Origin of the sequence: Alistipes sp. An66 (assembly GCF_002161445.1) — a bacterium.
Classification (GTDB): Bacteria; Bacteroidota; Bacteroidia; order Bacteroidales; family Rikenellaceae; genus Alistipes; species Alistipes cottocaccae.
Genome location: NZ_NFHT01000007.1, coordinates 19,883 through 42,183 on the forward strand (window position 1 = coordinate 19,883; position 22,301 = coordinate 42,183).

A 22,301-nucleotide genomic window follows, 5' to 3' on the forward strand; every position below is an offset into this window, starting at 1 on the left:
TCTCTGCGTTTTTGTTATCCGACAACCCGTGCTCCGGCATTCGACACCCGGCCGGCATAGGTCCGGCATCCGATGTTCCGCGCCGCGAAGTGCGCCTTCATGCGGTCGGCGACCCGGCAGGCCTCGGCATAATCCGCCGTCAGGGCGAAAACCGACGGGCCCGACCCGGCGATGTTCAGCGCCAGGGCCCCCTCGTCGAGCGCCGCAGCTTTCAGCTCATCGTAATCCGGAATGAAGCCCTTGCGATAGGGTTCCACCACCACGTCCTGCATCGAGCGGCCGATCAACGCCACGTCGCGCAGCGCAAAACCGGCAACCAGCCCCCCGACATTGCCCCACTGCGTCACGGCCTTCGAGAGGGGAATCTCGCGCGGAAGCACCTCGCGGGCCATCTTCGTGCTGACCACGATGTCGGGGTGCACCACAGCATAGAAAAAGTTGTCGGGAACCGGCAGGCGCACGATGTCGAAGGGTTCGTAACCGCGGATCAGCACCACACCGCCCAGCAGCGCCGGGCCCACATTGTCGGCATGTGCCGTACCGCCCAACAGCGCCTCGCCCTGCATGGCGAACTCCACGAGCCGTTTGCCCGAAAAGGGGCGTCCCAACAACTCGTTGATGCCGTAGACGGCCGCTGCCGACGATGCGGCGCTCGATCCGATGCCGCTGCCCGGGACGATCTTTTCGAGCAGCCGGATCTCAACCCGCACGGGACGTCCGTAGGCTTCGAGCATCGCCCGCACGGCCGGCGTAACCACGTTCTCCTTCACATCGTCGGGGAGCGAGACCCCGCTCTCGTTGCGGATCGAGAGTCCTTCGGCGCCCGGTTCGACCCCGACCTCCATCAGGTCGCCCACGCCGTCGAGCGTCAGGCCCATAACATCGAACCCGCACCCGAGATTCGCCACCGTACCCGGGGCAAAAACTTTGATATGTTTCATGATTTGATTCTTTTTTTCGTTCGACAACCGCTCCGTCGGGGAGCTTTCCGGATCCGAAGGTCCGAGGGCCCGAGCTCCCGCCGACATCGGGCATAGGAAGATACCGGGAAGGTCGGCTGCAAAACTGAAACCGCCTGCGGATTCGGGATTTCGGAAACGTTCGGATTTTTGACGCGCTTTGTTTTCCGCTCCGGCAGCCTGGGCCGGGAATAGATGCATACGGTGATGCTACGGAATAAGAACTACCTGACCCCCACAGGGGTGGTAGTCGTCGCGGTTGTCGCGGTCAGCGCGAAAACGGTTGCATGCGAACCGCCGGAAACGCCGTAAGACAGGCGTTCCGAAACGAATGTTCTATGGTACCGTTGCTGCATCATGGAGACAAATGTAAGTCAAAAAATCCGAACTTCCAAATTTCCTTACAGATTGTAAGCAAAAAAAATTTAAAAACTCCTCCACACCTCTTTATATAAAAAGAACAAGACTCCGGCACCCCTGCCATCCGGCCGCAAACAGCCATGCGACAGGGCTTCACAAATTCCCGAATCCGGCACAACCGCCCCAAAGCACGGTTTCAGATTGTAAGCAGGACACCCTTTCACAAAGCGGATCATAAAGAGATCGCCGCGCTTCGATTTCAGATCGGCACAATATTAATTTTTTTTAGTAAATTATTTGGGCGTCCGGCGAAATATCCCTATATTTGAAACCGAAAAGATAGAAAAACGGGATTTGTCCATGACTGCCCTCCATTCGAATATCAACGTCATTAATCTGCTGCTCGTCGTCATTGCATGATTACGGGAGAAAGGTGACAGTCATATTCGAATGAAATCTCAAAAACCTTTCTCCTGCCCGGGAGAGAGGTTTTCTGATTTTCAGAGCCCGGTCGGATCCCTCCAAAACTTGAAACACACGAGCATGAAACACGCACTCAAAAGCGAAATCACCACCTCGGGACGACGCATGGCCGGCGCCCGGAGTCTCTGGCGCGCCAACGGCATGCGCGAAGAGCAGTTCGGACGCCCGGTTATCGGCATCGCCAACTCCTTCACGCAGTTCGTCCCCGGACATGTCCACCTGCACGAAATCGGACAGCAGGTCAAGCAGCGCATCGAAAACCTCGGATGCTTCGCCGCCGAATTCGACACCATCGCCATCGACGACGGAATCGCCATGGGACACGACGGCATGCTCTACTCGCTGCCCTCGCGCGAAATCATCGCCGACAGCGTCGAATACATGGCCAACGCCCACAAGATCGACGCCCTGGTCTGCATCTCCAACTGCGACAAGATCACCCCCGGCATGCTGATGGCCGCCATGCGGCTCAACATCCCGACGATCTTCGTCTCCGGAGGCCCGATGGAGGCCGGGCGCTTCGGCGACCGCCACCTCGACCTGATCGACGCCATGGTGATGTCCGCCGACCCGAAATACTCCGACGAGCAGATCGCCGAAATCGAGCGCTGCGCCTGCCCCGGCTGCGGCTCCTGCTCGGGGATGTTCACCGCCAACTCGATGAACTGTCTCACGGAGGCCCTGGGCCTCTCGCTCCCGGGCAACGGCACGATCGTCGCCACGCACGCCAACCGACGCCAACTCTTCGAGGATGCCGCCGCCATCATCGTGCGCAATGCCGAACGCTACTACTTCGAGGGCGACGAGAGCGTCCTGCCCCGTTCGATCGCCACGAAGGCCGCCTTCGAGAACGCCATGTCGCTCGACATCGCCATGGGCGGCTCGACCAACACGGTGCTGCACCTGCTGGCCGTGGCTCACGAAGCCGGCGTGGACTTCACGATGCAGGACATCGACCGCCTCTCGCGGCGCGTGCCGGTGCTCTGCAAGGTGGCGCCCAACTCCCACTACCACATTCAGGACGTCAACCGCGCAGGCGGCATCTTCGCCATCCTCGGCGAACTCGACCGCGGCGGGCTGCTCGACACGTCGGTCCGCCGCGTCGAAGGGCGCTCGCTGGCCGAGGCGATCGCCGCATGCGACATCCTCGCCCCGACGGCCACGGATGCCGCACGCCGCCGCGCATTGAGCGCCCCGGCCGGCCATTACAGCCGCGAACTGGGGTCGCAGCACTGCTACTACGACGCACCCGACACGGACCGCGCCGAAGGGTGCATCCGCGACATCGACCACGCCTACTTCCGCGACGGAGGACTGGCCGTGCTGACGGGCAATATCGCCCGCTCGGGCTGCGTGGTGAAGACCGCGGGCGTCGACGAACGGCTCTTCGTCTTCCGCGGACGCGCCCGCGTCTACGAATCGCAGGAGCAGGCCATGCACGGCATCCTCGACGACGAGGTGCAGCCCGGCGAGGTGGTGGTCATCCGCTACGAGGGCCCGAAGGGCGGCCCGGGGATGCAGGAGATGCTCTACCCGACGTCGTACCTCAAATCGAAGCACCTCGACAAGGTCTGCGCGCTGATCACCGACGGACGCTTCTCGGGCGGCACCTCGGGGCTCTCGATCGGCCACGTATCGCCGGAGGCCGCCGCAGGAGGCGAGATCGCCGTCGTCCGCACGGGCGACGAGATCGAAATCGACATCCCGCAGCGTTCGATCCGCCTGCTCGTCGACGACGCGGAGATCGCCGCGCGCATGGCTGCACAGGAGCGCTTCCGCCCGGCGGCCCGCGAACGTCAGGTTCCGAAATCGCTCCGCGCCTACGCCCGGCTGGTCAGCTCGGCGGACCGGGGCGCCGTGCGGATCCTCGACGACGAAGAGTAATCACCCGAAAAACACGACCCAACCATGAATACCACCCCATCCGATGCGCGACAAACGGCCTCCGGACCCGTGATGACGGGTTCGCAGGCCCTGCTCGAATCGTTCCTGATCGAAGGCGTCGACACCCTCTTCGGCTACCCGGGCGGCGCCATCATCCCGGTCTACGACGCGCTGTACGACTACCGCGACCGGCTGCGCCACATCCTCGTGCGTCACGAACAGGGAGCCGTGCACGCCGCCCAGGGCTACGCCCGGGTGAGCGGGCGCGTGGGCGTCTGCCTGGTCACCTCGGGACCCGGCGCCACAAACACCGTCACGGGACTCGCCGATGCGCTGATGGACTCCACGCCGCTGGTGCTCGTCACCGGACAGGTCGGCTCGTCGCTGCTCGGCACCGACGCCTTCCAGGAGACCAACTTCGTCGGCATCACGCAGGCCGTCACGAAGTGGAACTGCCAGGTCAAGCGCACGGAAGACATTCCGGCGGCCATGGCCAAGGCCTTCTACGTGGCCCGTTCGGGACGCCCCGGCCCGGTGGTCGTCGACATCACGAAGGACGCCCAGTGCGGCACGGCGCCGTTCCGTTACGAGAAACTCGTCTCGATCCGCAGCTACGTCCCCGTCCCGGAGCCCGACCCGGCCCGTCTCGACGAGGCCGCACGGCTGATCGACGAGGCGCGCCATCCGCTGGTGATGGTGGGACAGGGCGTTATCCTCGGGAACGCCGAGGCCGAATTGAAGGCCTTCCTCGACCGAAGCGGCATGCCCGTAGCCTCGACCCTGCTGGGGCTGTCGGCCGTACCGACCGACTCGCCGCAGTACGTCGGCATGCTCGGCATGCACGGCAACTACGGGCCCAACATCAAGAACCGCGACTGCGACCTGCTCGTCGCCGTCGGAATGCGCTTCGACGACCGCGTGACGGGGAATCCGGCGCACTTCGGCGAAAACGCCCGGGTGATCCATCTGGAAATCGACCCCGCGGAGATCGGCAAAATCGTCCCGGCGGACGTCCCCGTGGCGGGCGACGTGCGGCAGACGCTGCCGATGCTCACCGAACGCATCCGGAAGCGCGACCACAGCGGCTGGATCGCGGAGTTCCGCGCCTGCGACCGCATCGAGGCCGAGCGGGTGATCCGTCCTGCGACCCGTCCCGACGGCGGAGGCATCCGCATGGGCGAGGCGGTCGATACGGTGGCCCGCGCCTATGCGAACGACGCCGTGGTGGTGACCGACGTCGGGCAGCAGCAGATGTTCGCCGCCCGTTACTTCGGATTCCGCCGCACGCGGAGCCTCGTCACCTCGGGCGGTCTCGGAACAATGGGATTCGGACTCCCGGCCGCCATCGGCGCCAAGCTCGGCGCCCCGGAGCGCGACGTGGTGCTGTTCGTCGGCGACGGCGGCTTGCAGATGACCATTCAGGAGTTAGGCACGATCTTCCAGTCGCGCATTCCCGTGAAGATCGTCCTGCTGAACAACACCTTCCTCGGCATGGTGCGTCAATGGCAGGAGCTTTTCTACGATTCGCGCTACTCCTTCACCGAGTTGGTGAATCCCGACTTCGGACTGATCGCCCGCGCCAACGGACTCGGGTACCGCCGCGTCGAACACCGCGGGGAGCTTGCGGAGGCCGTGGCCGAAATGAAGGCCGCAGCGGGCGCCTTCCTGCTGGAAGTGTGCGTCGAAAGCCAGGAAAACGTCTTCCCGATGGTCCCCGCCGGAGCCCCCGTCGCGGAGATCCGTCTCGAATAAAGCCTACGAATCATGGAAACGGAACAGGAATACATCATCACCGTATTTTCGGAAAACAAGGTCGGTCTGTTGAGCCAGATCACCACGGTTTTCACCTGCCGCAACGTCAACATCGAGAGCCTGACCACCTCGGAGTCGGCCTTGCAGGGCATCCACAAGTTCACGATCGTCGTGCGGACCACACCCGAGAGCGTGGAGAAGGTCGTGCGGCAGGTCGAGAAGAAGATCGACGTGCTGAAAACCTTCGTCTACACCCCCGACGAGGTCGTGCAGCAGGAGATCGCCCTCTACAAGGTGACGCGCAGCAGCAGCGTCGAACAGCTCGTCCGCAGGCACAACGTCCGGATCCTGGAGGTCGACGCCGACTACATCGTCGTCGAGAAGACCGGCCACAAGAGCGAAACCCAGGAGCTGTTCCGCCTGTTGCAGCCCTACGGCGTGCAGCAGTTCGTGCGCAGCGGCACGGTGGCCGTCATCAAATCGCGGCGCGAGTTGCTGAACGAGTATCTCGAAGAGTTGGAGAAGATGCGGAAAAACCCGGAGCAGGTGCTCCGGCAGGAGGAGTGAATCCTGCCCCGGACCACAGGTGACGGGCCACGGACAACAAATTCCACCTCCCCCGAAACAGACATTCACAAACAAACCAAAACGTATAGAACTATGGCACAGATCAATTTCGGCGGCGTCGAAGAGAACGTCGTAACCCGTGAAGAGTTTCCTCTGGAAAAAGCACGCGAGGTCCTCAAGGACGAAACCATTGCCGTCATCGGCTACGGCGTGCAGGGCCCCGGGCAGTCGCTCAACCTGCGCGACAACGGCTTCCGCGTGATCGTCGGACAGCGCAAGGGCTCGAAGAGCTGGGACAAGGCCGTCGCCGACGGCTGGGTGCCGGGCGAGACGCTCTTCGAGATCGAAGAGGCCGCCGAGCGCGGTACGATCATCCAGTACCTGCTCTCCGACGCCGGGCAGATCGCCGTATGGCCCACGATCAAGAAGCACCTCACCCCGGGCAAGGCGCTCTACTTCTCGCACGGATTCGGCATCACCTACAAGGAGCGCACGGGCATCGTCCCGCCGGCCGACGTCGACGTCATCCTGATCGCCCCGAAGGGCTCGGGCACGTCGCTGCGCCGCATGTTCCTCCAGGGCCGCGGTCTGAATTCCAGCTACGCCGTCTTCCAGGACGCCACGGGACGCGCCATGGAGCGTGTGATCGCCCTCGGCATCGGCGTCGGCTCGGGCTACCTCTTCGAGACCGACTTCCAGCGCGAGGTCTACTCCGACCTCACGGGTGAGCGCGGCACGCTGATGGGCGCCATCCAGGGCATCTTCGCCGCCCAGTACGACACGCTGCGCGCTCACGGACACACCCCCTCGGAGGCCTTCAACGAGACCATCGAGGAGCTCACGCAGTCGCTCATGCCGCTCGTCGCCGAGAACGGAATGGACTGGATGTACGCCAACTGCTCGACTACGGCGCAGCGCGGCGCCCTCGACTGGTGGAAGCGCTTCCGCGACGCCACGAAGCCCGTCTTCGAGGAGCTCTACGAGAGCGTCCGCAGCGGCAACGAGGCCCAAATCTCGATCGACTCCAACAGCAAGCCCGACTACCGCACGAAGCTCAACGAGGAGCTGCGCGAGATGCGCGAAAGCGAGATGTGGCAGGCCGGAGCCGTCGTCCGCAAACTCCGTCCCGAGAACAACTGAACAGCTAACAACCGATAACGTATGTGTGGATTCGTAGGATTGTTCGACATCCGGCAACCGTCGGATGCGTTGCGCACCCAGGTGCTGAAAATGTCGAAGCAGATTCGCCACCGCGGCCCCGACTGGTCGGGAATCTACTGCGGCGAGCGGGCGATTCTTTCGCACGAACGGCTCTCGATCGTCGACCCCCAGTCGGGGCGTCAACCCCTGTACAGCCGCGACGGAAAACTCGTCCTGGCCGTCAACGGGGAGATTTACAACCATCAGGAGATCCGCGCCGAACTGGCCGGAGCGTACGAATTCCTGACCGGATCCGACTGTGAGGTCATCCTCCCGCTCTACCAGAAACTCGGAATCGGACTGCTCGAAAGGATCAGCGGCATCTTCGCCTTCGCGCTCTACGACATCGAGCGCGACGAGTACCTGATCGCCCGCGACCCGATCGGCGTCATCCCGCTCTACATCGGCTGGGACCGCGACGAGCAGTTCTACGTCGCCTCGGAGTTGAAGGCCCTCGAAGGGGTCTGCACCACGATCCAGCCCTTCCTGCCGGGACACTACTGGTCGTCGAAGGAGGGGCGGATGATCCGCTGGTACCAGCGCGACTGGTTCGAATACGACGCCGTGAAGGAGAACCCGGCCGACATCGCCGCGCTCCGCACGGCGCTCGAAGAGGCCGTGAAGCGGCAGCTGATGTCCGACGTCCCGTACGGCGTGCTGTTGTCGGGAGGTCTCGACTCGTCGATCATCTCGGCCGTGGCCAAGAAGTTCGCCGACCGCCGCGTCGAGAGCGGCGGCCGCGAGGAGGCCTGGTGGCCGCAGCTGCACTCCTTCGCCGTGGGGCTGGCCGGATCGCCCGACCTGGCCGCGGCGCGCAAGGTCGCCGACCACATCGGAACGGTCCACCACGAGATCCACTACACGATTCAGGAGGGTCTGGACGCCATCCGCGACGTGATCTACTACATCGAGACCTACGACGTGACCACGGTCCGCGCCTCGACGCCGATGTACCTGCTGGCGCGGGTCATCAAGTCGATGGGCATCAAGATGGTCCTCTCGGGCGAGGGCGCCGACGAGATCTTCGGCGGCTACCTCTACTTCCACAAGGCGCCCGATGCACGGGCCTTCCACGAGGAGACCGTACGCAAGATCGGACGGCTGCACCTCTACGACTGCCTCCGCGCAAACAAGTCGCTCGCCGCATGGGGCGTCGAGGGGCGCGTGCCGTTCCTCGACAAGGAGTTCCTCGACGTGGCCATGCGCCTGAACCCCGCGGCGAAGATGGCCGGAAAGGGCCGCATCGAGAAGTGGGTGCTCCGCAAGGTCTTCGAGGAGATGCTCCCCGAAGAGATCGTCTGGCGGCAGAAGGAGCAGTTCTCCGACGGCGTGGGTTACGGCTGGATCGACACCTTGAAGCGGATCACCTCCGAGGCGGTTTCGGACCGCGAGATGGAGCATGCCGCCGAGCGGTTCCCCGTCAACCCGCCGCAGAACAAGGAGGAGTACTACTACCGTTCGATCTTCGAGGAGCACTTCCCCTCGCAGACCGCCGCGGCGTGCGTGCCCTCGGTGCCGTCGGTGGCGTGCAGCACGGCCGAGGCGCTGGCCTGGGACCAGTCGTTCGCCAACTGCAACGACCCCTCGGGACGCGCCGTGCTGGGCGTGCACAACACCGACCTCACGCACGAAATCTGACCCTCACAGAAGAGCCGGGAGCGAACGATCCCTCCCCAAAAAAGGCCGACGGTATCCATCCCGCCGGCCTTCTCTTTTGCTCCGCCACGCCGCCTCGCCGCCACGTCATGTTCCGCCCTCCCTGTTCCACGACACCACCCGCCTTGCCTCGCAACACCCCGCCACGTTCCGCGGAGGTCGGCAAACCCGCACTTGCGCCCTTTTCGGATTGCCAATGCCGGAAAAATCGTTATCTTTGCAGGATAGGAACCCCGAACAATCCAACCACAACCTGATATGTACAGTCACGACAACCGGGTGGTCATCACCCTCGACGCCGGCGGCACGAACTTCGTATTCGGTGCCATGCAGGCCAACCAGTTCATCGTCGAACCCATCACCATGCCCTCGCATGCCGACAATCTGGACGAGTGTCTCGCCACGATGGTCGACGGATTCCGGCAGGTCATCGCCCGGCTCCCGGAGAAGCCCGTCGCCATCAGCTTCGCGTTCCCCGGTCCGGCCGACTATCCGAACGGCATCATCGGCGGCTATCTGCCTAACTTCCCGTCGTTCCGCGACGGCGTGGCCCTGGGCCCGTTCCTCGAAGCGACGTTCGGCATCCCGGTCTTCATCAACAACGACGGCGACCTGTTCGCCTACGGCGAGGCCCTGGGCGGCGCCCTGCCCGAGGTCAATGCCCGGCTCGAAGCCCTCAACAGCCCGAAACGCTACAAAAACCTGCTGGGCTACACCTTCGGAACGGGATTCGGCATCGGCATCGTGGTCGATAACCGACTGAACCGCGGCGACAACTCGTGCGTCGAGACCTTCTGTCTGAAACACAAGAAATTTCCCGATGTGATCGTCGAGGATGGCGTGGCCGTGCGGGCCATCAAGCGAGTCTACGGCGAACGGAGCGGCAACCCCGACCACGGGCTCGAACCGAAGGATATCTGCGAAATCGCCGACGGCACGCGCCCCGGAGATCAGGAGGCCGCACGGCAGGCCTTTGCGGAGTTCGGCGAGGTGGCCGGCGACGCCATGGCCACGGCCGTGACGCTCATCGACGGGCTGATCGTCATCGGCGGCGGTATCACGGCGGCCCGGAAGTGGATCATGCCGAGCCTGTTCAAGGAGCTGCGGTCGAAGATCCGCCAGCTCAACGGAAACGAACTCAACCGCGTGCAGATGAAGGTCTACGATCTGGACGACGAGTCGGAGTTCCGCGCATTCGCACGCGGAGACCGCCGCACGCTGAAAGTCTACGGCACGGACCGCTATGTGGCCTACGACCCGCAGAAACGCATCGGCGTGACGATCTCCAAACTGGGCGCCAGCCGGGCCATCTCGGTCGGCGCCTATGCCTTCGCATTGAGTCAACTGGACGCACAAAACGCATAACGAACCATGTACAAGTTCCAACCGATTCTGAAATCCCTGATCTGGGGCGGCGAGAAGATCGCCCCCTACAAGGAGATCGCCACCGCACAGCACAACATCGGCGAGAGCTGGGAGCTTTCGGGCGTCGAGGGCAACGAGTCCGTCGTGGCCGGGGGCCCCGAGGCGGGGACGAAACTCCCCGACCTGCTGGCCCGTCACGGCGCCGCGCTGCTGGGCAAAGCCAACTACGAACGTTTCGGCAACGAATTCCCGCTGCTGATCAAGTTCATCGACGCGCGTCAGGACCTCTCGATCCAGGTGCATCCGAACGATGCGCTGGCATGGGAGCGCCACCGCTCGAAGGGCAAGACCGAGATGTGGTATGTCGTCTCGACCGACGAGGGTGCCCACCTGCTGTCGGGCTTCGCGAAGCAGGTAACCCCCGAAGAGTACGAAGCGAGCGTTGCGGACAACACCATCACCGACCTGCTGGCCCGGTATGCCATCCGTCCGGGGGATGTCTTCTACCTGCCGGCGGGGCGCGTGCACGCCATCGGCTCGGGGTCGTTCATCGCCGAGATCCAGCAGACCTCGAACATCACCTACCGAATCTATGACTACGGGCGGGTGGGCGCCGACGGCAAGCCCCGCGAACTGCACACCGAGCAGGCCAAAGGGGCCATCGACTACACCGTGCTGCCCGACTACCGGACGCACTACACGCCGTGCCGCGACACGCGGGTCGAACTGGTTGCGTGCCCCTACTTCACGACGTCGCTCTACGACCTGACCCGCGAGCAGACGCTCGACCTCTCGGCGCGGGATTCGTTCGTGGTGGTGATGTGCCTCGAAGGTCGCGGCACGCTGACCGACGAGCGCGGCGAGAGCGTTCCGGTGCATCAGGGCGAGACGGTGCTGGTTCCGGCCGCGGCACAGTCGCTGCGCATGACGCCCGACGGGAAGATGAAGCTCCTGACGAGCTGGATCGACTGACAACCGCCCCTTTAAGAAAGGGGTTTTAGGGGCGATGGAACGTTAAGGGGTTTCCGAATCAGTTCTGCGCTTCGACCGTCGTATGCGGGTAAAGGCTGCGGAAACCGCTAATGGTTCAGCCGCACATAAAAAGCCCCTTTAAAAAAGGGGCTTTTTGCATCGTCAAAAAGCCCCGCAAAAACCGACCGGCTTAAAAAGCCGGATTTAGGGGCGAAGGCCGGCTGAAAGGCCCGGATTCGGTTCTGCGCTCCCGGTCCCGGAACAAACAATAAAGGCTGCCCACCGCGGGGCAGCCTTTATTCGTATCAGCACGTCCGGTTATTGAAGCGTCGAGCCGTAACCGGCATACGACGATCCGGGGATAAAGGTTCCGGTTTCCAAACTGAATGTACCACCGGCAAAAGGATCAGTCGATTCTCGGGTAACAGTAACAGTTGTTGAGCATGAAGTATCTTTATGATACATAGCCCAAGAATCATCGCTCTTCAAGCCATAGAAAATATTATTAGTAACATTCATTGCACTTGGCACTTCTGTTATCACATAGAAGCGGAACATATAGGCCGTTACACTATACCCATCTTGTGCCCAGAAAATATTATTCTGTACATCAAGTTGCTGGGCACCAGTCAGATTGATAAAACCGTTAGGTTGACCAATATAGTTAACAAACGTGTTATTAACCACACTTACCGACAGCTGGCTTGTCGAAGTTCCGCTCGTAGGCATAAAAATCAACGTTCCATTCGCCACATACTGCGGAGCATAAATATTATTATTCTCAACAATAATGCTTTGAGTATTAGCAGCAGCAGTAGCATTGAAGTTAATCAACCGGGTTGCGCCGGCATCTTTCGATACCGAGAGTGAAATACGATTGTTCCTCACAAGGATATTTTTCACACTACTTGCTCCATTGCTAAAATACGACAATACCTTGTCAGCCACAGTATGCGAGATGTTGCAATCTTCCAACACCCAATTTGCATACTCTCCTGTCGTACTACCATAATTAAATACATAATTACCAGTCGATGCCGTAATATCGAGATTCTTGAAGATATAACCTACACCCGAAGCACCATTGAAGGATTGAATACCCGTAATTTCGAGTTTAGGTTTCACATTGCTGTAACGGCCGATGATAACCAAATCCGAGGTAGCGAGTTTCGGCAATGTAACAACAACATTCCCGTCTTTGGGATCAAGGAAATAAACGCCTTTGGTTGAAATAGTCGAAGTCTCCGTGATCAACTGAACATCAGGGGTAGTGCTGCTGTAAGTTACACCGCCAACCTCATATCCGGTTGTATAGTAGTCCACGGGAGCTACCAGCGTCCGGTTCTGCGCGGAAACAACATCGCTCACGCGGTCATCCAGGTAGGCCACCGCATAGATCGTATAGTCCGTTTCGCCGTCCAGATCCGAAACCGTTACGGTCGTACCCGAGCCTTCCGTACCGTCATCCAAGATCTCTTGGGCCGTCGGTGCCGATTCGTTCGACGGCCGGCAGATATACTTCCATGTCGTCGTATTCACAAGTTCCACATCAAACGTCAGTGTCGAGTGGGTTGCAGGCACATCCGTCGAGTTGTTTATCGTAATTCGCGGAGCCGTAGGATCAATACCCGTGCTCTCGACCTGAATCTTCGCAATGCACGAATACTTGCCCGAGGAGGCCAGAATCGACACATCCTTCGCCGTGCTGGCCGTAGCCCGCGTAGGCGCCGGCGACGTAACGCTCAACGTGGCCGTCTTCATGTCATCCGCACCGGCTACCGGCTCCGACAACTCGACCGTCCAGCCTTCGGGAGCCGTCAGAATCCAGGTCTCCACACCGCGCATGTTGACCGTAAACTCCTTCGTTACGCCCATATCAAAGGACTGAACGTCTGTAATGACATTGCCCTCGCCATCCACGATCTGGCAGAGGAAGCCCTTCACGATCGGGACATCCAGCACCTCGCCGTTCTGCATCACGATATGGAGCGAGTCGCCCACGACTTCCACCGTCTGGAAAAACTTGTCTTCGGTCGGCGTGTCCGTAATGGCGCTGACTTTGCTGCCATCGGCATAGGTCACATCGCGCCAGCCCTGGCCGTCGCCCAGATCCACCTGCCAGGAACCGTCGTCCGCAACCTGGAACGTCGGCGTCTTGCCATCCTCGGCTACCGCCTTCACATTCAGCGACTGCGGCTCGCCTCCGCCGATCGAATACTGCCACATTCCCGTCTCCTCATTGATCGAGACCACCGGCACCAATGCGTCGATATCGCTGACCAGCGTCAACTTCTTGCCGTCGGTCAGCGTGATGGTGCATTTGCCGTCTTCATTCTTCACCTCGGAGACCGTCGCACCCGCATAGAGCGTCTGCAAGGCCTTGACATTGTCGTTCAGGGCATTGACCTGCGTTTCGAGGGCCTGCACCCGACTTTTCAGATCGTCGATCGCATCCCACAGGTCATCGTTGTTGTCGCACGACTGGAAAACGGCAGCCGCCGCGACGAATAACAGAATCAGATACTTTTTCATGGTCTATTGTGTGTTGTTATTTATTTCAAGGAGTTCAGCCACCCGGGAACATAGCCCAGACGTTCGCGCAGCTGCGCTTCGTAGAGCGACTGCGGCTCGACGGCCTGTCCGTTGCTTTCGAGGTATTCCAGTTGTTTCTCGCCATTCTCATCCGTCAGGGCGAAATTGACCTGCCCGCCGTGGAAGCCCACGATGATCGGCGGCATGATCTTCCACCAGTCGTTGGCCGTCAGCCACCATTTGAAGACGTCGGCACCGAAATCATGTTTGACATTCGTGGCATTGAGGTTCCAGATCGTCAGGTCGCGCAGGTGGTTCGGGACGTTCGAGACGTCGCCGCCGAAACGCCACTGTACGAAACCGCCCGTACAACGGTCCACCAGCGTGGCCCGCGGCTGCTTGGAGTGCGACTCGAACAGGGCGTCGTTACCCCACGTATTGTTCCACAGCACCGTGCCCATCGACTGGTTCGAAACCCCCGAAGCATGGTACTGACCGGCATTCTCCATGAAGGCTCCGCCCGGAAGACCGCTCGACGTGGTACATTCGTAACCGCTCGTGCGGTCGATGACCTTGCCGATGAAGACCCGCGAGGAGGCCTGCGAACGCACGGCCGAATGTCCGCGGTTGCCCGTGATGTTGATATCGTAGGCCGAGCAGTTCGCCGTGGCCGAGAAGGTCAGCGCCTCGCTCACGCTCTCGAAATCCACGCGACGCACCCACGAGTTCGTCAGACGCATCATGTTCAGCGGTTTGAACGCCCCGTCGTCCTCCCACGACACGTGGTGTCCGAAATTCGTCTTGGCGTTGCCCACGAACGTCAGGTCCTCGATGCCCACATTCTCATAGTGCGGGAATTCGCGGATCTGCCAGCCGTATTTCGCCTCGACTTCGTGCATGATCGGCTCGCAGAAGGTCACCGTATTGCCGCTGATGGACTTCACCTGGTGGTAGTCGTAGACGCAGATCGTCTGGATGTCGGTCATCGCCGGCTTGTCCACGGTTTTCGGATCCAGTTCCTTGGCCACCAGCTCCGCGTCCTTGCTTTGCAGGTAGAGCATCACCCAGTCGCCCGTCGATATGCCGGCCGTCGAACCGACCTCCACCGAGAAGGAGCCCTTCGCCGCATCGCCCGTGACCGTCGTCAGCGCCGAATAGCTGTCGCCGATCCGCGTTTGGTTGTTCTTGATGTTGAGCATCACGGGCGACGACCACAGGTCGCTTGTCGCCGGGTAGTTCTTCGTCTTCATGATCAGGCGCGTCTTGTCGCGGCCCGCACCCTTGATGACGAAGTTGCCGCCCAGAATGATGATGTCCGAACTCGAATATTCCGCCACGACATTGCCCGAATCGTCATAAAGCGGCGTGTCGCGTTTCACGTCGTCCGACTCGTCGTGCAGCACGTAGTCGCCCTCCGGGAAGTAGAGGATCGCACGTGCGCTGGCATTCGCCAGATTGCCGCCCGAATCATTCTTTCCCGTCAGTTTCAATGTTTTCAGCAGATCGATGAAGGCCTGTCGCGACGACGTCTTGCCCGTGGGGTCCAGACCGTATTTGGTCACGTCGTAGACCGTATAGCCCAGTCCCCAGACATCCGGAGGAGCTACTTCTCCGTGTTTGTATCCGGCGTACGAGAAATCGAGCAGTACGTTCTCGTCGTTCCGGAGTTTAAAATTTCGCCACGCTTCGCAGGCGCTGGCATCCCACGTTTCATTCAGAAGCGTCAGCTTCATGGGGATGATTTTCAGGTAGCCCTCCTCCGAAGTGGCGACGAGCGAGAGCGTGAACTCCGACTGTGCCGGCATCTGCGCCGGGGAGGTGATCTTCAAGGTCGTCTCTTCGAGTTCGGCGCTCCACCCCTTGGGGGCCTGGATCATCACCTCGGCGACATTCGTCTGCACGACCTCGAACTCCCGCGTCTCGCCCAGGAAAAAAGTCTCGTTCTCCCCGGCGTTGATCGTCAGGCCGAAGGTGTCGACAACGGGCAGCGTCAGCGTCCCGCCGGAGACGAGTTCGACGACCAGCTGGCCGTTCTCCTCCTTGTAGGTCACCGACTTGAAGCTCGTGCTGTAACCCACGTTTTCACCCACGGCATTGACCGCCTCTCCGTCCTGCAACAGCGGGTTCCACGAACTTCCGCCGTCGAGGCTTACCTCCCACATGCCGTCGGCCGAAACCCGCAGCTGTGGAGTCACGCCCTCGGCATCGGGCTGATGCTCGCCCCCGGCAACGGGCCATGCCGAAACCGGCTCGCCGTTGGATTCGATCCGCGTGGAGGTGGCTCCGCCGTCGAGGCTGATCGTCCAATAACCCTCGTCGTCGATACCCAGCGCAGGGGTCACCGCACCCTGAATCTCCTCGGCATTGATCACCGGGCAGGAGGTGCCGTCGCTGAACTTGACCTCATATCCGACACCGTTCTCGGCAGGCTCGACGCCCACGATCACCAGCGATTCGTCCATCAGTTTGTGGAGAGCCACGATACTGGTATTCACGTCGCCGACCTTCGCCTCCAACGCGGCCACCCGGTCGCGCAGCGAGTCGATCTCGTCCTGAATACCGTCGGTTTTTTGACACGATTGCAGCACAAAGGCCGAAGCCGCCGCAATCCATAAAAACAGTTTATTCATATTCTAACTCCAAATTAGTTATTCATGTCATAGGGAATCACCTCCGCCAGCACGCGCTCGCGATACCACACATCATCGTTCTCGCGCAGCAACTCGCCCAGTTCGCCGCACAGCGACGCGAAGAGTTCCGGGCAGGCGGCCGGATCGAGACTCCGCAACTGGTAGGGATCCTGCACGTCGTCATACAGCAGCACCCGTTTCAACGCTCCGTCGCGGTCGATGCACAACTCCATCGTGTGGGTGGCGGTCTTCAAGCCCCGCGCTTCGGGGAAGAACCCGCGCACCTGCCCCTCGGCATCGCGCTCGCCGTCGAGGTTGCGCATGTAGAGCGCCGCACGCGGACGTTCGGGCTGCACCTCGTCCTGCCGCAGGATCGGCGAGAAGTCCCGCCCCTCGACGCTCGCCGGAATCCGGTCGCCCAGACCCGCCAGCCCCAGCACCGTGGGCATGATGTCGGGCGTCGAAAGCAGCAGGTCGTCCACCCGGTGCTGCAACCGGCCCGGGTAGCGGACCAGGAAGGGAATGTTCAGCGACTCGCGCCAGATCGAGTTCTTCGGGTCGGTAACCGAATGGCTCGTCATCGTCTCGCCGTGGTCCGACGCGAAGACGACGATCGTATTGTCGGCCAGCCCCATATCGTCCAGCGTCTTCAACAGGCGTCCGAACTCCCGGTCGATGCCGCTCACGTTGGCGAAGTAGTAGCGCGCCGCAGCCGCCTTGGCCATCGTCGTGTCGGCATTCCCGCGCACGAGCAGGTCCGTCAGCGACTTGTCCTTGTAGAGTTCGTAGCCTTCCAGATCGCAGTCGTCGGTCGAGGCGTAGGGCGAATGCGGCGGGTTGATGCCCACCATCATGAAGAACGGCTTCCGGGAATCGCGCTGTGCATCCCGGTTTTCGATATACTCGATCGCCTTCGAGATCTCGTGCTGCGGCGACCACTCGTCCACGTCGTGGCGGTTGCCCTCCGTATCCCAGTAATGGGGATGCTTGTGCACGTCGTAGGTCCCGTAGGAGTACCAGTAGTTGAAACCGTGGCGCCGTTCGGGCGGCGTATAGGCATCCCATTCGGGCACCATGTCGCTCACGTAGGTCCCCGGACGCTGCGGGTTGTTCTTCGTCGGGTGGTCGACGTGCAGCTTGCCGATGTAGGCGCAGTCGTAGCCCGCCGCCGAGAAGACGTCGCCGATGCACTCGGCATCCTCACGCAGCGTACTCTCCGGACGCTCCGACATGCAGTTCAGCACCACGCCGTTGCGCTCGGGATACATCCCCGACAGGAGCATCCCGCGGTGGGGACTGCTCACCGGGAAGTTGCTCACGGCCTCGCTCAACACCACGGCCTCACGGGCGAAGCGGTCGAGGTTCGGGGTCGAAACCGGGTCGCCCTGCCAGGCCACCTGCGAGGCGAATTCCGGATCGGACCAGAAACCCAGCGAGGAGTTGCGGTACTGGTCCGGAAATACATAGATCACGTTGGGGCGCTCGGCCGCCGACGGCCCGCAGGCGGTCAGGGCGAGGCCCGCAAACGGAATCACACTCTTGATTTTAACCATATTCGTCTTATTTCTGTTCAGTCAGTTTCACTTCGCGCGTCGCGCCTTCGCGGCAGGTAAAGGTCAGCACCGTCCGGTCGCCGTCCACCGCCGCCCGGCAGTACTCCGATCCGCCGTCCAGCGTCCAGCGGCCCCGGATCGTCACCTGCACTTCGGAGGCTCGCGAAGGATCGTCGATCCACGTCCGCGAATAGATGCTCCGTTCGACCCGCTTGCCGTCGGCATCGAACACCTCGTCGCTCGGGCCCTCGTAGAAACGCAGGTCCGGATCGGCCACGCTGACCGTCAGCGACGTCCCGTCGCCGCCGATCATCACCAGCGCGGGCTGCGAAACCCGCTCCAACAGGCCTTCGTTCACCTCCCCGCCGCAGAAGAGCGCATAGCCCACGATCCCCGTCGGGAGATCACGCACGATATGCGCCGTCGAATCGCGCCGCAGCACCTCGTAGGGAAGCGTCCCGGCATAGCGCGCCGCCTCGTCCTCCGAAGCGTGCACGACCATCAGGTATTCGTACCCCTGGCCCTCGACCGCACCCGCGCCGTGGTCGATCCACGCCGTGGCGAAGTCGTTCTCGGTCGGCGCGTCGGTCTCCTCGTGCAGCGAGTGCTGGCGGCTCTTCTTCACGAAGACCGTCCCGGCCGGAATCACGTAGAGGTTCCGCAGGTTGTCGCGCAGCACGCCGCCCTGCGGCAGCGTCGCCTCATAGGGGAACGCCGTAACCGGCTCGCCGTCCACCGTAACCGGATCGGCGGCCTTTTCCAGAAAATTCTGGAACAGCGTCGTATGCACGCCGCCCTCGGCCCGGTTCCCGATGTCCGACCCCAGGCAGACCACCCGGTTGTCGAAGAGGAAGAACGTCTTCCGGGCCCGCAGCGTACCGTTGTACTTGTCGTGGTCGTGGAGCTGCATGGCGAAGAGGCCGTTGCGCCCCTCGTGGCTCACGCCCCCGACGAACGCCTCGTCCGACAACAGCATCTCCTCGTACCCCGAGAAGGTGTCCACGTTGCGGATGTCGGCCTTCATCTGCTCCATCGGGATGGCAAGGGCCGTCGTGCCGGGGATGTGGCACCAGTCCCAGCCCTCCTGTCGGAACCCGCTGCCGAAGGCGCTCACCGGATCGCCGTCGCCCAACAGTTGCAGGCTGCCGTTCGTCAGGTAGCGTCCGTAGTGGTTGCAGCCCTGGTAGATCTCCGCAGCCCAGAGGTAACGGCTGTGTCCGGCCGCCGTGACGAGCCAGTCGCCGCGCCGGTGCGCCAGCGAGGCGTTGTAGCCGTAGACGCGGGTCCCTTCGGGCGAAGGCTCCGCCACGATCCCCTGCTCCGCGAAGAGACGCGTGTAACGGTCCTCTCCGTCACAGAGCCGCAGGTAGGCGGCCGCCAGCTCCGGGTCGATCTCCTGCCGTCCGTCCGGGGATCCGGCTACGGCCAGCCGCGCGTAATGCCACGGGATCAAGGCACCCTTCCCGTCGGGATGGCGGCCCGAAAGAGCCAGCGGGAACGACCGCAGATTGCAGTAGAAGCGCATTTCGAGCAGGGCCCGTTTCAGAATGGCGTGGCTCTCTTCGCTCACCGCGAAGCGCGTCTTCGACAGCAGCCACACCGCATTCACGCCCCCGCCGCTCAACCCGTCGACAGCATAGGCCGGATAGTGGTGGCGGTGGTGGAAGACCGTGCCGTCGCTCTTGAAGCAGGGACCCGTCCCCTCGGTCACCTTGTACCCGTTGTCGACCCACCGCGAGAAGGCCGTCAGGTAGGCCGCCTTCTGCGGCGAATCGGGCAGTAGCACGATGCTCGCCAAACGCCCGATCAGCGAGGTGTTGAAGGCGTCGATGTCCATCCCGGGCACCGAGGGCGGGAGCTTCACCTCCCCCACGCCCGAAAACCACTCCATGGCCTGCTGCACGTCGTGTTCCAGCCCGGCCCCGCGCAGCACCTCGCGCATGATGACCGGAGCCGTATAGAAGTTGCGCATGCTGTAACCCAGATGGTGCAGGGTCCCCAATGCGCTGCCCGCCGCAAAGCCCTGATCCAGCAGGTGGCGCGTCAGCAGGATGTACATCCGTTCGAGTTCGGAACGTTCGGCAGGGTCCTGCGCGGCGTCGTGCGCCACGGCGATCTGGAACAGGAAGTCGTTGTATCCCCGCAGCAGCTGTCCGTTGTCGGCGAAGAGCTTCGCCACCGACGGATGCCCGAGGTTGATGTAGGTCTCGGCATAGCGCACGAACCAGATCGGTTTCCCGCGCAGCGTCCCGTCCGCATTCTCCGTAATGCCGTACGACGCGAAACGCTTGCGCAAGGTCTCCATCGGCAGGGGCTTCTTCCCTTCGAGGAGCAGTTCGCGAAGACGGCTCTCCACGGTCTTCATGTCGCGCCGCGTTGTCTCGTCGATCGACGCCGGAGCCTCGGGAATCGGATGGCGCCACGACTGCAACAGCACGAGCCAGTGGCTCGTCGTCCCGGCGTTGATGAACGGCGCCTGGAAATCCGCCGTGTGGTGCCGCACGTCCTGGAACGACGAGAGGATCCAGTGGTCGAAGAAGAGCTCGCCCCTGCGGACCCCATTGACCGTGACCACCACCTCGTCCATTCCCTCCTCGGGCGTTCCCTGCATGTCGCGGTCGAAGGCCACCCAGGCTCCGCGCCAGCCCGTGAACGAAAGGCCGTAGTCGAACCAGGCACAGGTCCGGCCCTCCTTGCGGAACTCGAAGCGCAGCGACCCGTCGAGCGCCTTCGGGGCATAGACCCAGAAGACGAAGGTCGAGACCGACGTTTCGCGCGGATTGGGGTTCTTGGCCAGGTAGCCGACCGGGGCGTCGATACGCAGCTGCGCACCCGGACGCGACCATTGCCACCGCACCGAACGGGTGCCGTGCTTGTAGTGGTCGCCGGAGCACTCCAACGAGGAGCCGCGCGACGCCTCGAATGGCGCCGCGGACCCCTCGAACGAGAGGATCCGGTCGTCGACAACCTCCTCCGGGGCCTGTGCCGATGCGGTCAGGGACCACACCGCCGCCGCGGCGAGAAAAATCAGGTTACGCATCTGTCTTTCCTTCCTTATCGTTTCAGAACAACGGCTCCCCCTTCTCGATGTGGCCCTTGCGGATCAGCGCTTCGAGGAAGTAGTAGTCGGCGTAGTTCAGCGGTACGTCGATGTTGCTGCCGTGCGGGATGCTGCCCACGGAGTGCATCAGCAGGAAGCCTCCGTTCTCGCCCACCGGAGCCCGGTAGGCGGGCGACGAGAGCGATTCGATCATCCGGTCGGCCTTCTCGCGGTAGAGTTCGTTGTTCGTATAGGTGTACATTTCGTAGAGCGCCGAAGCCAGCACGGCGGCCGTCGAGGCGTCGCGCGGCTCGTCCGGGATGTTCGGGGCGTCGTAGTCCCAGTAGGGCACCAGATCCTCGGGCATGTTCTTGTCGTTGAGCATGAAGCCGGCCACCTTCTCCGCATGGTCCAGATAGCGTTTGTCGCCCGTATAGCGGTAGCAGGTCGTATAACCATAGACGGCCCATGCCTGCCCGCGGGCCCACGCCGAGTCGTCGGCATACCCCTGTGCCGTGCAGCGGCCCCGGACATGGCCGTCCGTGAGGTCGTAGTCCACGACATGGTAGCAGCTGTAATCGTCGCGGAAGTGCTCCTGCATCGTGCGGTCGGCGTGCTTCACGGCGATGTTGTAGAAGGTGCTGTCGCCCGAGAACTCCGTGGCCTTGAACATCAGTTCGAGATTCATCATGTTGTCGATGATCACCGGGCACTGCCACCCGCGCTCGCCCTGCCATCCGCGGTCGGCGTCCCACGACTGGATCACGCCCGGCACCTCGCGGAAGCGCGTCGACAGCGACCTGGCGGTCTGCACGATCACGTCGCGGTACTCCGGGATGTTCTTCAAGCGCAGTCCGTTGCCGTAGCTGTCGTAGATCATGAAGCCCACGTCGTGGTGCCATTGCAGGTACTGGATCGAATCGAGGATCTCGGTATGCTTGCGCGCACGCTCGGCCCACGCCTCGTCGCCCGTCAGCTCATACATGTACCAGAGGTTTCCGGCAAAGAAGCCGCTCACCCAGTCGTCGGTCGGCACGTAGTCGATGCGGCCGTTCTTGTAGGTCGAGGGGATACGGATCGTACCGGTCATTTCGCTCGAATCGGCCAGCATGGAGAGCTGCTGCTTGGCAACGACGACATTCTCGTCGATGATCGAAGTCGTCTTCGGAGCCTGCGAACAGGCGACGGCGCCTCCGGCAGCCAGCACGGCGATCGCACATTTGGACAGAAAAGTCATAAATTCGGTTTTGAGGATCATAGTAATTAAATATTTGCAATATGAAACGACAGGCAACCTCGTTTTATGATTTCCGAGGCTACCAAACCGCACTTTCCGTACAAAGATAAA

The 22,301-nt window shown here is 62.0% G+C and carries 13 protein-coding genes; 7 read left to right on the top strand and 6 right to left on the bottom strand.

The genetic code is table 11. The features are described 5' to 3' along the window. Positions 1 to 14: 14 nt before the first annotated feature. A complete protein-coding gene (locus B5G16_RS06400) occupies positions 15 to 941 on the bottom strand; it encodes a homoserine kinase (protein ID WP_087262557.1) in 927 nt (308 codons plus the stop codon). Between the two features lie 921 nt (positions 942 to 1,862). On the opposite strand from B5G16_RS06400, the gene ilvD reads away from it, so the two are divergent. The 7 genes from ilvD (at position 1,863) to B5G16_RS06435 (ending at position 11,198) form a co-directional block, all read left to right on the top strand. Further along, positions 1,863 to 3,686, top strand: coding sequence for a dihydroxy-acid dehydratase (gene ilvD / locus B5G16_RS06405; RefSeq protein WP_087262388.1), 1,824 nt, complete (start codon positions 1,863 to 1,865; stop codon positions 3,684 to 3,686). Between the two features lie 24 nt (positions 3,687 to 3,710). Beyond that, on the top strand, positions 3,711 to 5,438 hold the full coding sequence (ilvB, locus tag B5G16_RS06410; RefSeq protein ID WP_087262392.1) for a biosynthetic-type acetolactate synthase large subunit: 1,728 nt from the start codon (positions 3,711 to 3,713) through the stop codon (positions 5,436 to 5,438). Between the two features lie 12 nt (positions 5,439 to 5,450). After that, on the top strand, positions 5,451 to 6,005 hold the full coding sequence (gene ilvN / locus B5G16_RS06415) for an acetolactate synthase small subunit (protein WP_087262394.1): 555 nt from the start codon (positions 5,451 to 5,453) through the stop codon (positions 6,003 to 6,005). Positions 6,006 to 6,098: 93 nt separating this feature from the next. Continuing rightward, a complete protein-coding gene (ilvC, locus tag B5G16_RS06420) occupies positions 6,099 to 7,145 on the top strand; it encodes a ketol-acid reductoisomerase (RefSeq protein WP_087262396.1) in 1,047 nt (348 codons plus the stop codon). Between the two features lie 21 nt (positions 7,146 to 7,166). Then, complete coding sequence (asnB, locus tag B5G16_RS06425; RefSeq protein WP_087262398.1) at positions 7,167 to 8,843, top strand: asparagine synthase B; 1,677 nt, start codon at positions 7,167 to 7,169, stop codon at positions 8,841 to 8,843. Between the two features lie 276 nt (positions 8,844 to 9,119). Further along, entirely contained in the window at positions 9,120 to 10,226 is a 1,107-nt protein-coding gene (locus tag B5G16_RS06430) for an ROK family protein (protein ID WP_087262400.1), read from the top strand. A gap of 6 nt (positions 10,227 to 10,232) precedes the next feature. Further along, positions 10,233 to 11,198, top strand: coding sequence for a type I phosphomannose isomerase catalytic subunit (locus B5G16_RS06435; protein ID WP_087262402.1), 966 nt, complete (start codon positions 10,233 to 10,235; stop codon positions 11,196 to 11,198). 318 nt (positions 11,199 to 11,516) lie between these two features. Here the strand turns inward: B5G16_RS06435 and B5G16_RS06440 are convergent, their stop codons facing one another. The 5 genes from B5G16_RS06440 to B5G16_RS06460 are packed head-to-tail and all read right to left on the bottom strand — an operon-like array spanning position 11,517 to position 22,190. Then, on the bottom strand, positions 11,517 to 13,730 hold the full coding sequence (locus tag B5G16_RS06440; protein WP_087262404.1) for a PL29 family lyase N-terminal domain-containing protein: 2,214 nt from the start codon (positions 13,728 to 13,730) through the stop codon (positions 11,517 to 11,519). 20 nt (positions 13,731 to 13,750) lie between these two features. Beyond that, positions 13,751 to 16,360, bottom strand: a complete 2,610-nt coding sequence (locus B5G16_RS06445) for a DUF4955 domain-containing protein (protein ID WP_087262406.1) — start codon at positions 16,358 to 16,360, stop codon at positions 13,751 to 13,753. A 14-nt stretch (positions 16,361 to 16,374) separates the two neighbouring features. Continuing rightward, a complete protein-coding gene (locus B5G16_RS06450) occupies positions 16,375 to 17,913 on the bottom strand; it encodes a sulfatase family protein (protein ID WP_087262409.1) in 1,539 nt (512 codons plus the stop codon). A gap of 7 nt (positions 17,914 to 17,920) precedes the next feature. Beyond that, positions 17,921 to 20,953, bottom strand: a complete 3,033-nt coding sequence (locus tag B5G16_RS06455) for a chondroitinase family polysaccharide lyase (protein WP_087262411.1) — start codon at positions 20,951 to 20,953, stop codon at positions 17,921 to 17,923. Between the two features lie 22 nt (positions 20,954 to 20,975). After that, positions 20,976 to 22,190, bottom strand: a complete 1,215-nt coding sequence (locus tag B5G16_RS06460) for a glycoside hydrolase family 88 protein (RefSeq protein WP_087262559.1) — start codon at positions 22,188 to 22,190, stop codon at positions 20,976 to 20,978. Positions 22,191 to 22,301 lie beyond the last annotated feature (111 nt).

What these genes read in the sequence shown, in the direction of transcription:
- B5G16_RS06400 (WP_087262557.1), bottom strand. Translation starts at nt 941, where the DNA reads ATGAAACATATCAAAGTTTTTGCCCCGGGTACGGTGGCGAATCTCGGG.
- B5G16_RS06460 (WP_087262559.1), bottom strand. Translation starts at nt 22,190, where the DNA reads ATGACTTTTCTGTCCAAATGTGCGATCGCCGTGCTGGCTGCCGGAGGC.
- B5G16_RS06435 (WP_087262402.1), top strand. Translation starts at nt 10,233, where the DNA reads ATGTACAAGTTCCAACCGATTCTGAAATCCCTGATCTGGGGCGGCGAG.
- B5G16_RS06450 (WP_087262409.1), bottom strand. Translation starts at nt 17,913, where the DNA reads ATGGTTAAAATCAAGAGTGTGATTCCGTTTGCGGGCCTCGCCCTGACC.
- ilvD (WP_087262388.1), top strand. Translation starts at nt 1,863, where the DNA reads ATGAAACACGCACTCAAAAGCGAAATCACCACCTCGGGACGACGCATG.
- asnB (WP_087262398.1), top strand. Translation starts at nt 7,167, where the DNA reads ATGTGTGGATTCGTAGGATTGTTCGACATCCGGCAACCGTCGGATGCG.
- ilvN (WP_087262394.1), top strand. Translation starts at nt 5,451, where the DNA reads ATGGAAACGGAACAGGAATACATCATCACCGTATTTTCGGAAAACAAG.
- B5G16_RS06445 (WP_087262406.1), bottom strand. Translation starts at nt 16,360, where the DNA reads ATGAATAAACTGTTTTTATGGATTGCGGCGGCTTCGGCCTTTGTGCTG.
- B5G16_RS06440 (WP_087262404.1), bottom strand. Translation starts at nt 13,730, where the DNA reads ATGAAAAAGTATCTGATTCTGTTATTCGTCGCGGCGGCTGCCGTTTTC.
- ilvB (WP_087262392.1), top strand. Translation starts at nt 3,711, where the DNA reads ATGAATACCACCCCATCCGATGCGCGACAAACGGCCTCCGGACCCGTG.
- B5G16_RS06455 (WP_087262411.1), bottom strand. Translation starts at nt 20,953, where the DNA reads ATGCGTAACCTGATTTTTCTCGCCGCGGCGGCGGTGTGGTCCCTGACC.
- ilvC (WP_087262396.1), top strand. Translation starts at nt 6,099, where the DNA reads ATGGCACAGATCAATTTCGGCGGCGTCGAAGAGAACGTCGTAACCCGT.
- B5G16_RS06430 (WP_087262400.1), top strand. Translation starts at nt 9,120, where the DNA reads ATGTACAGTCACGACAACCGGGTGGTCATCACCCTCGACGCCGGCGGC.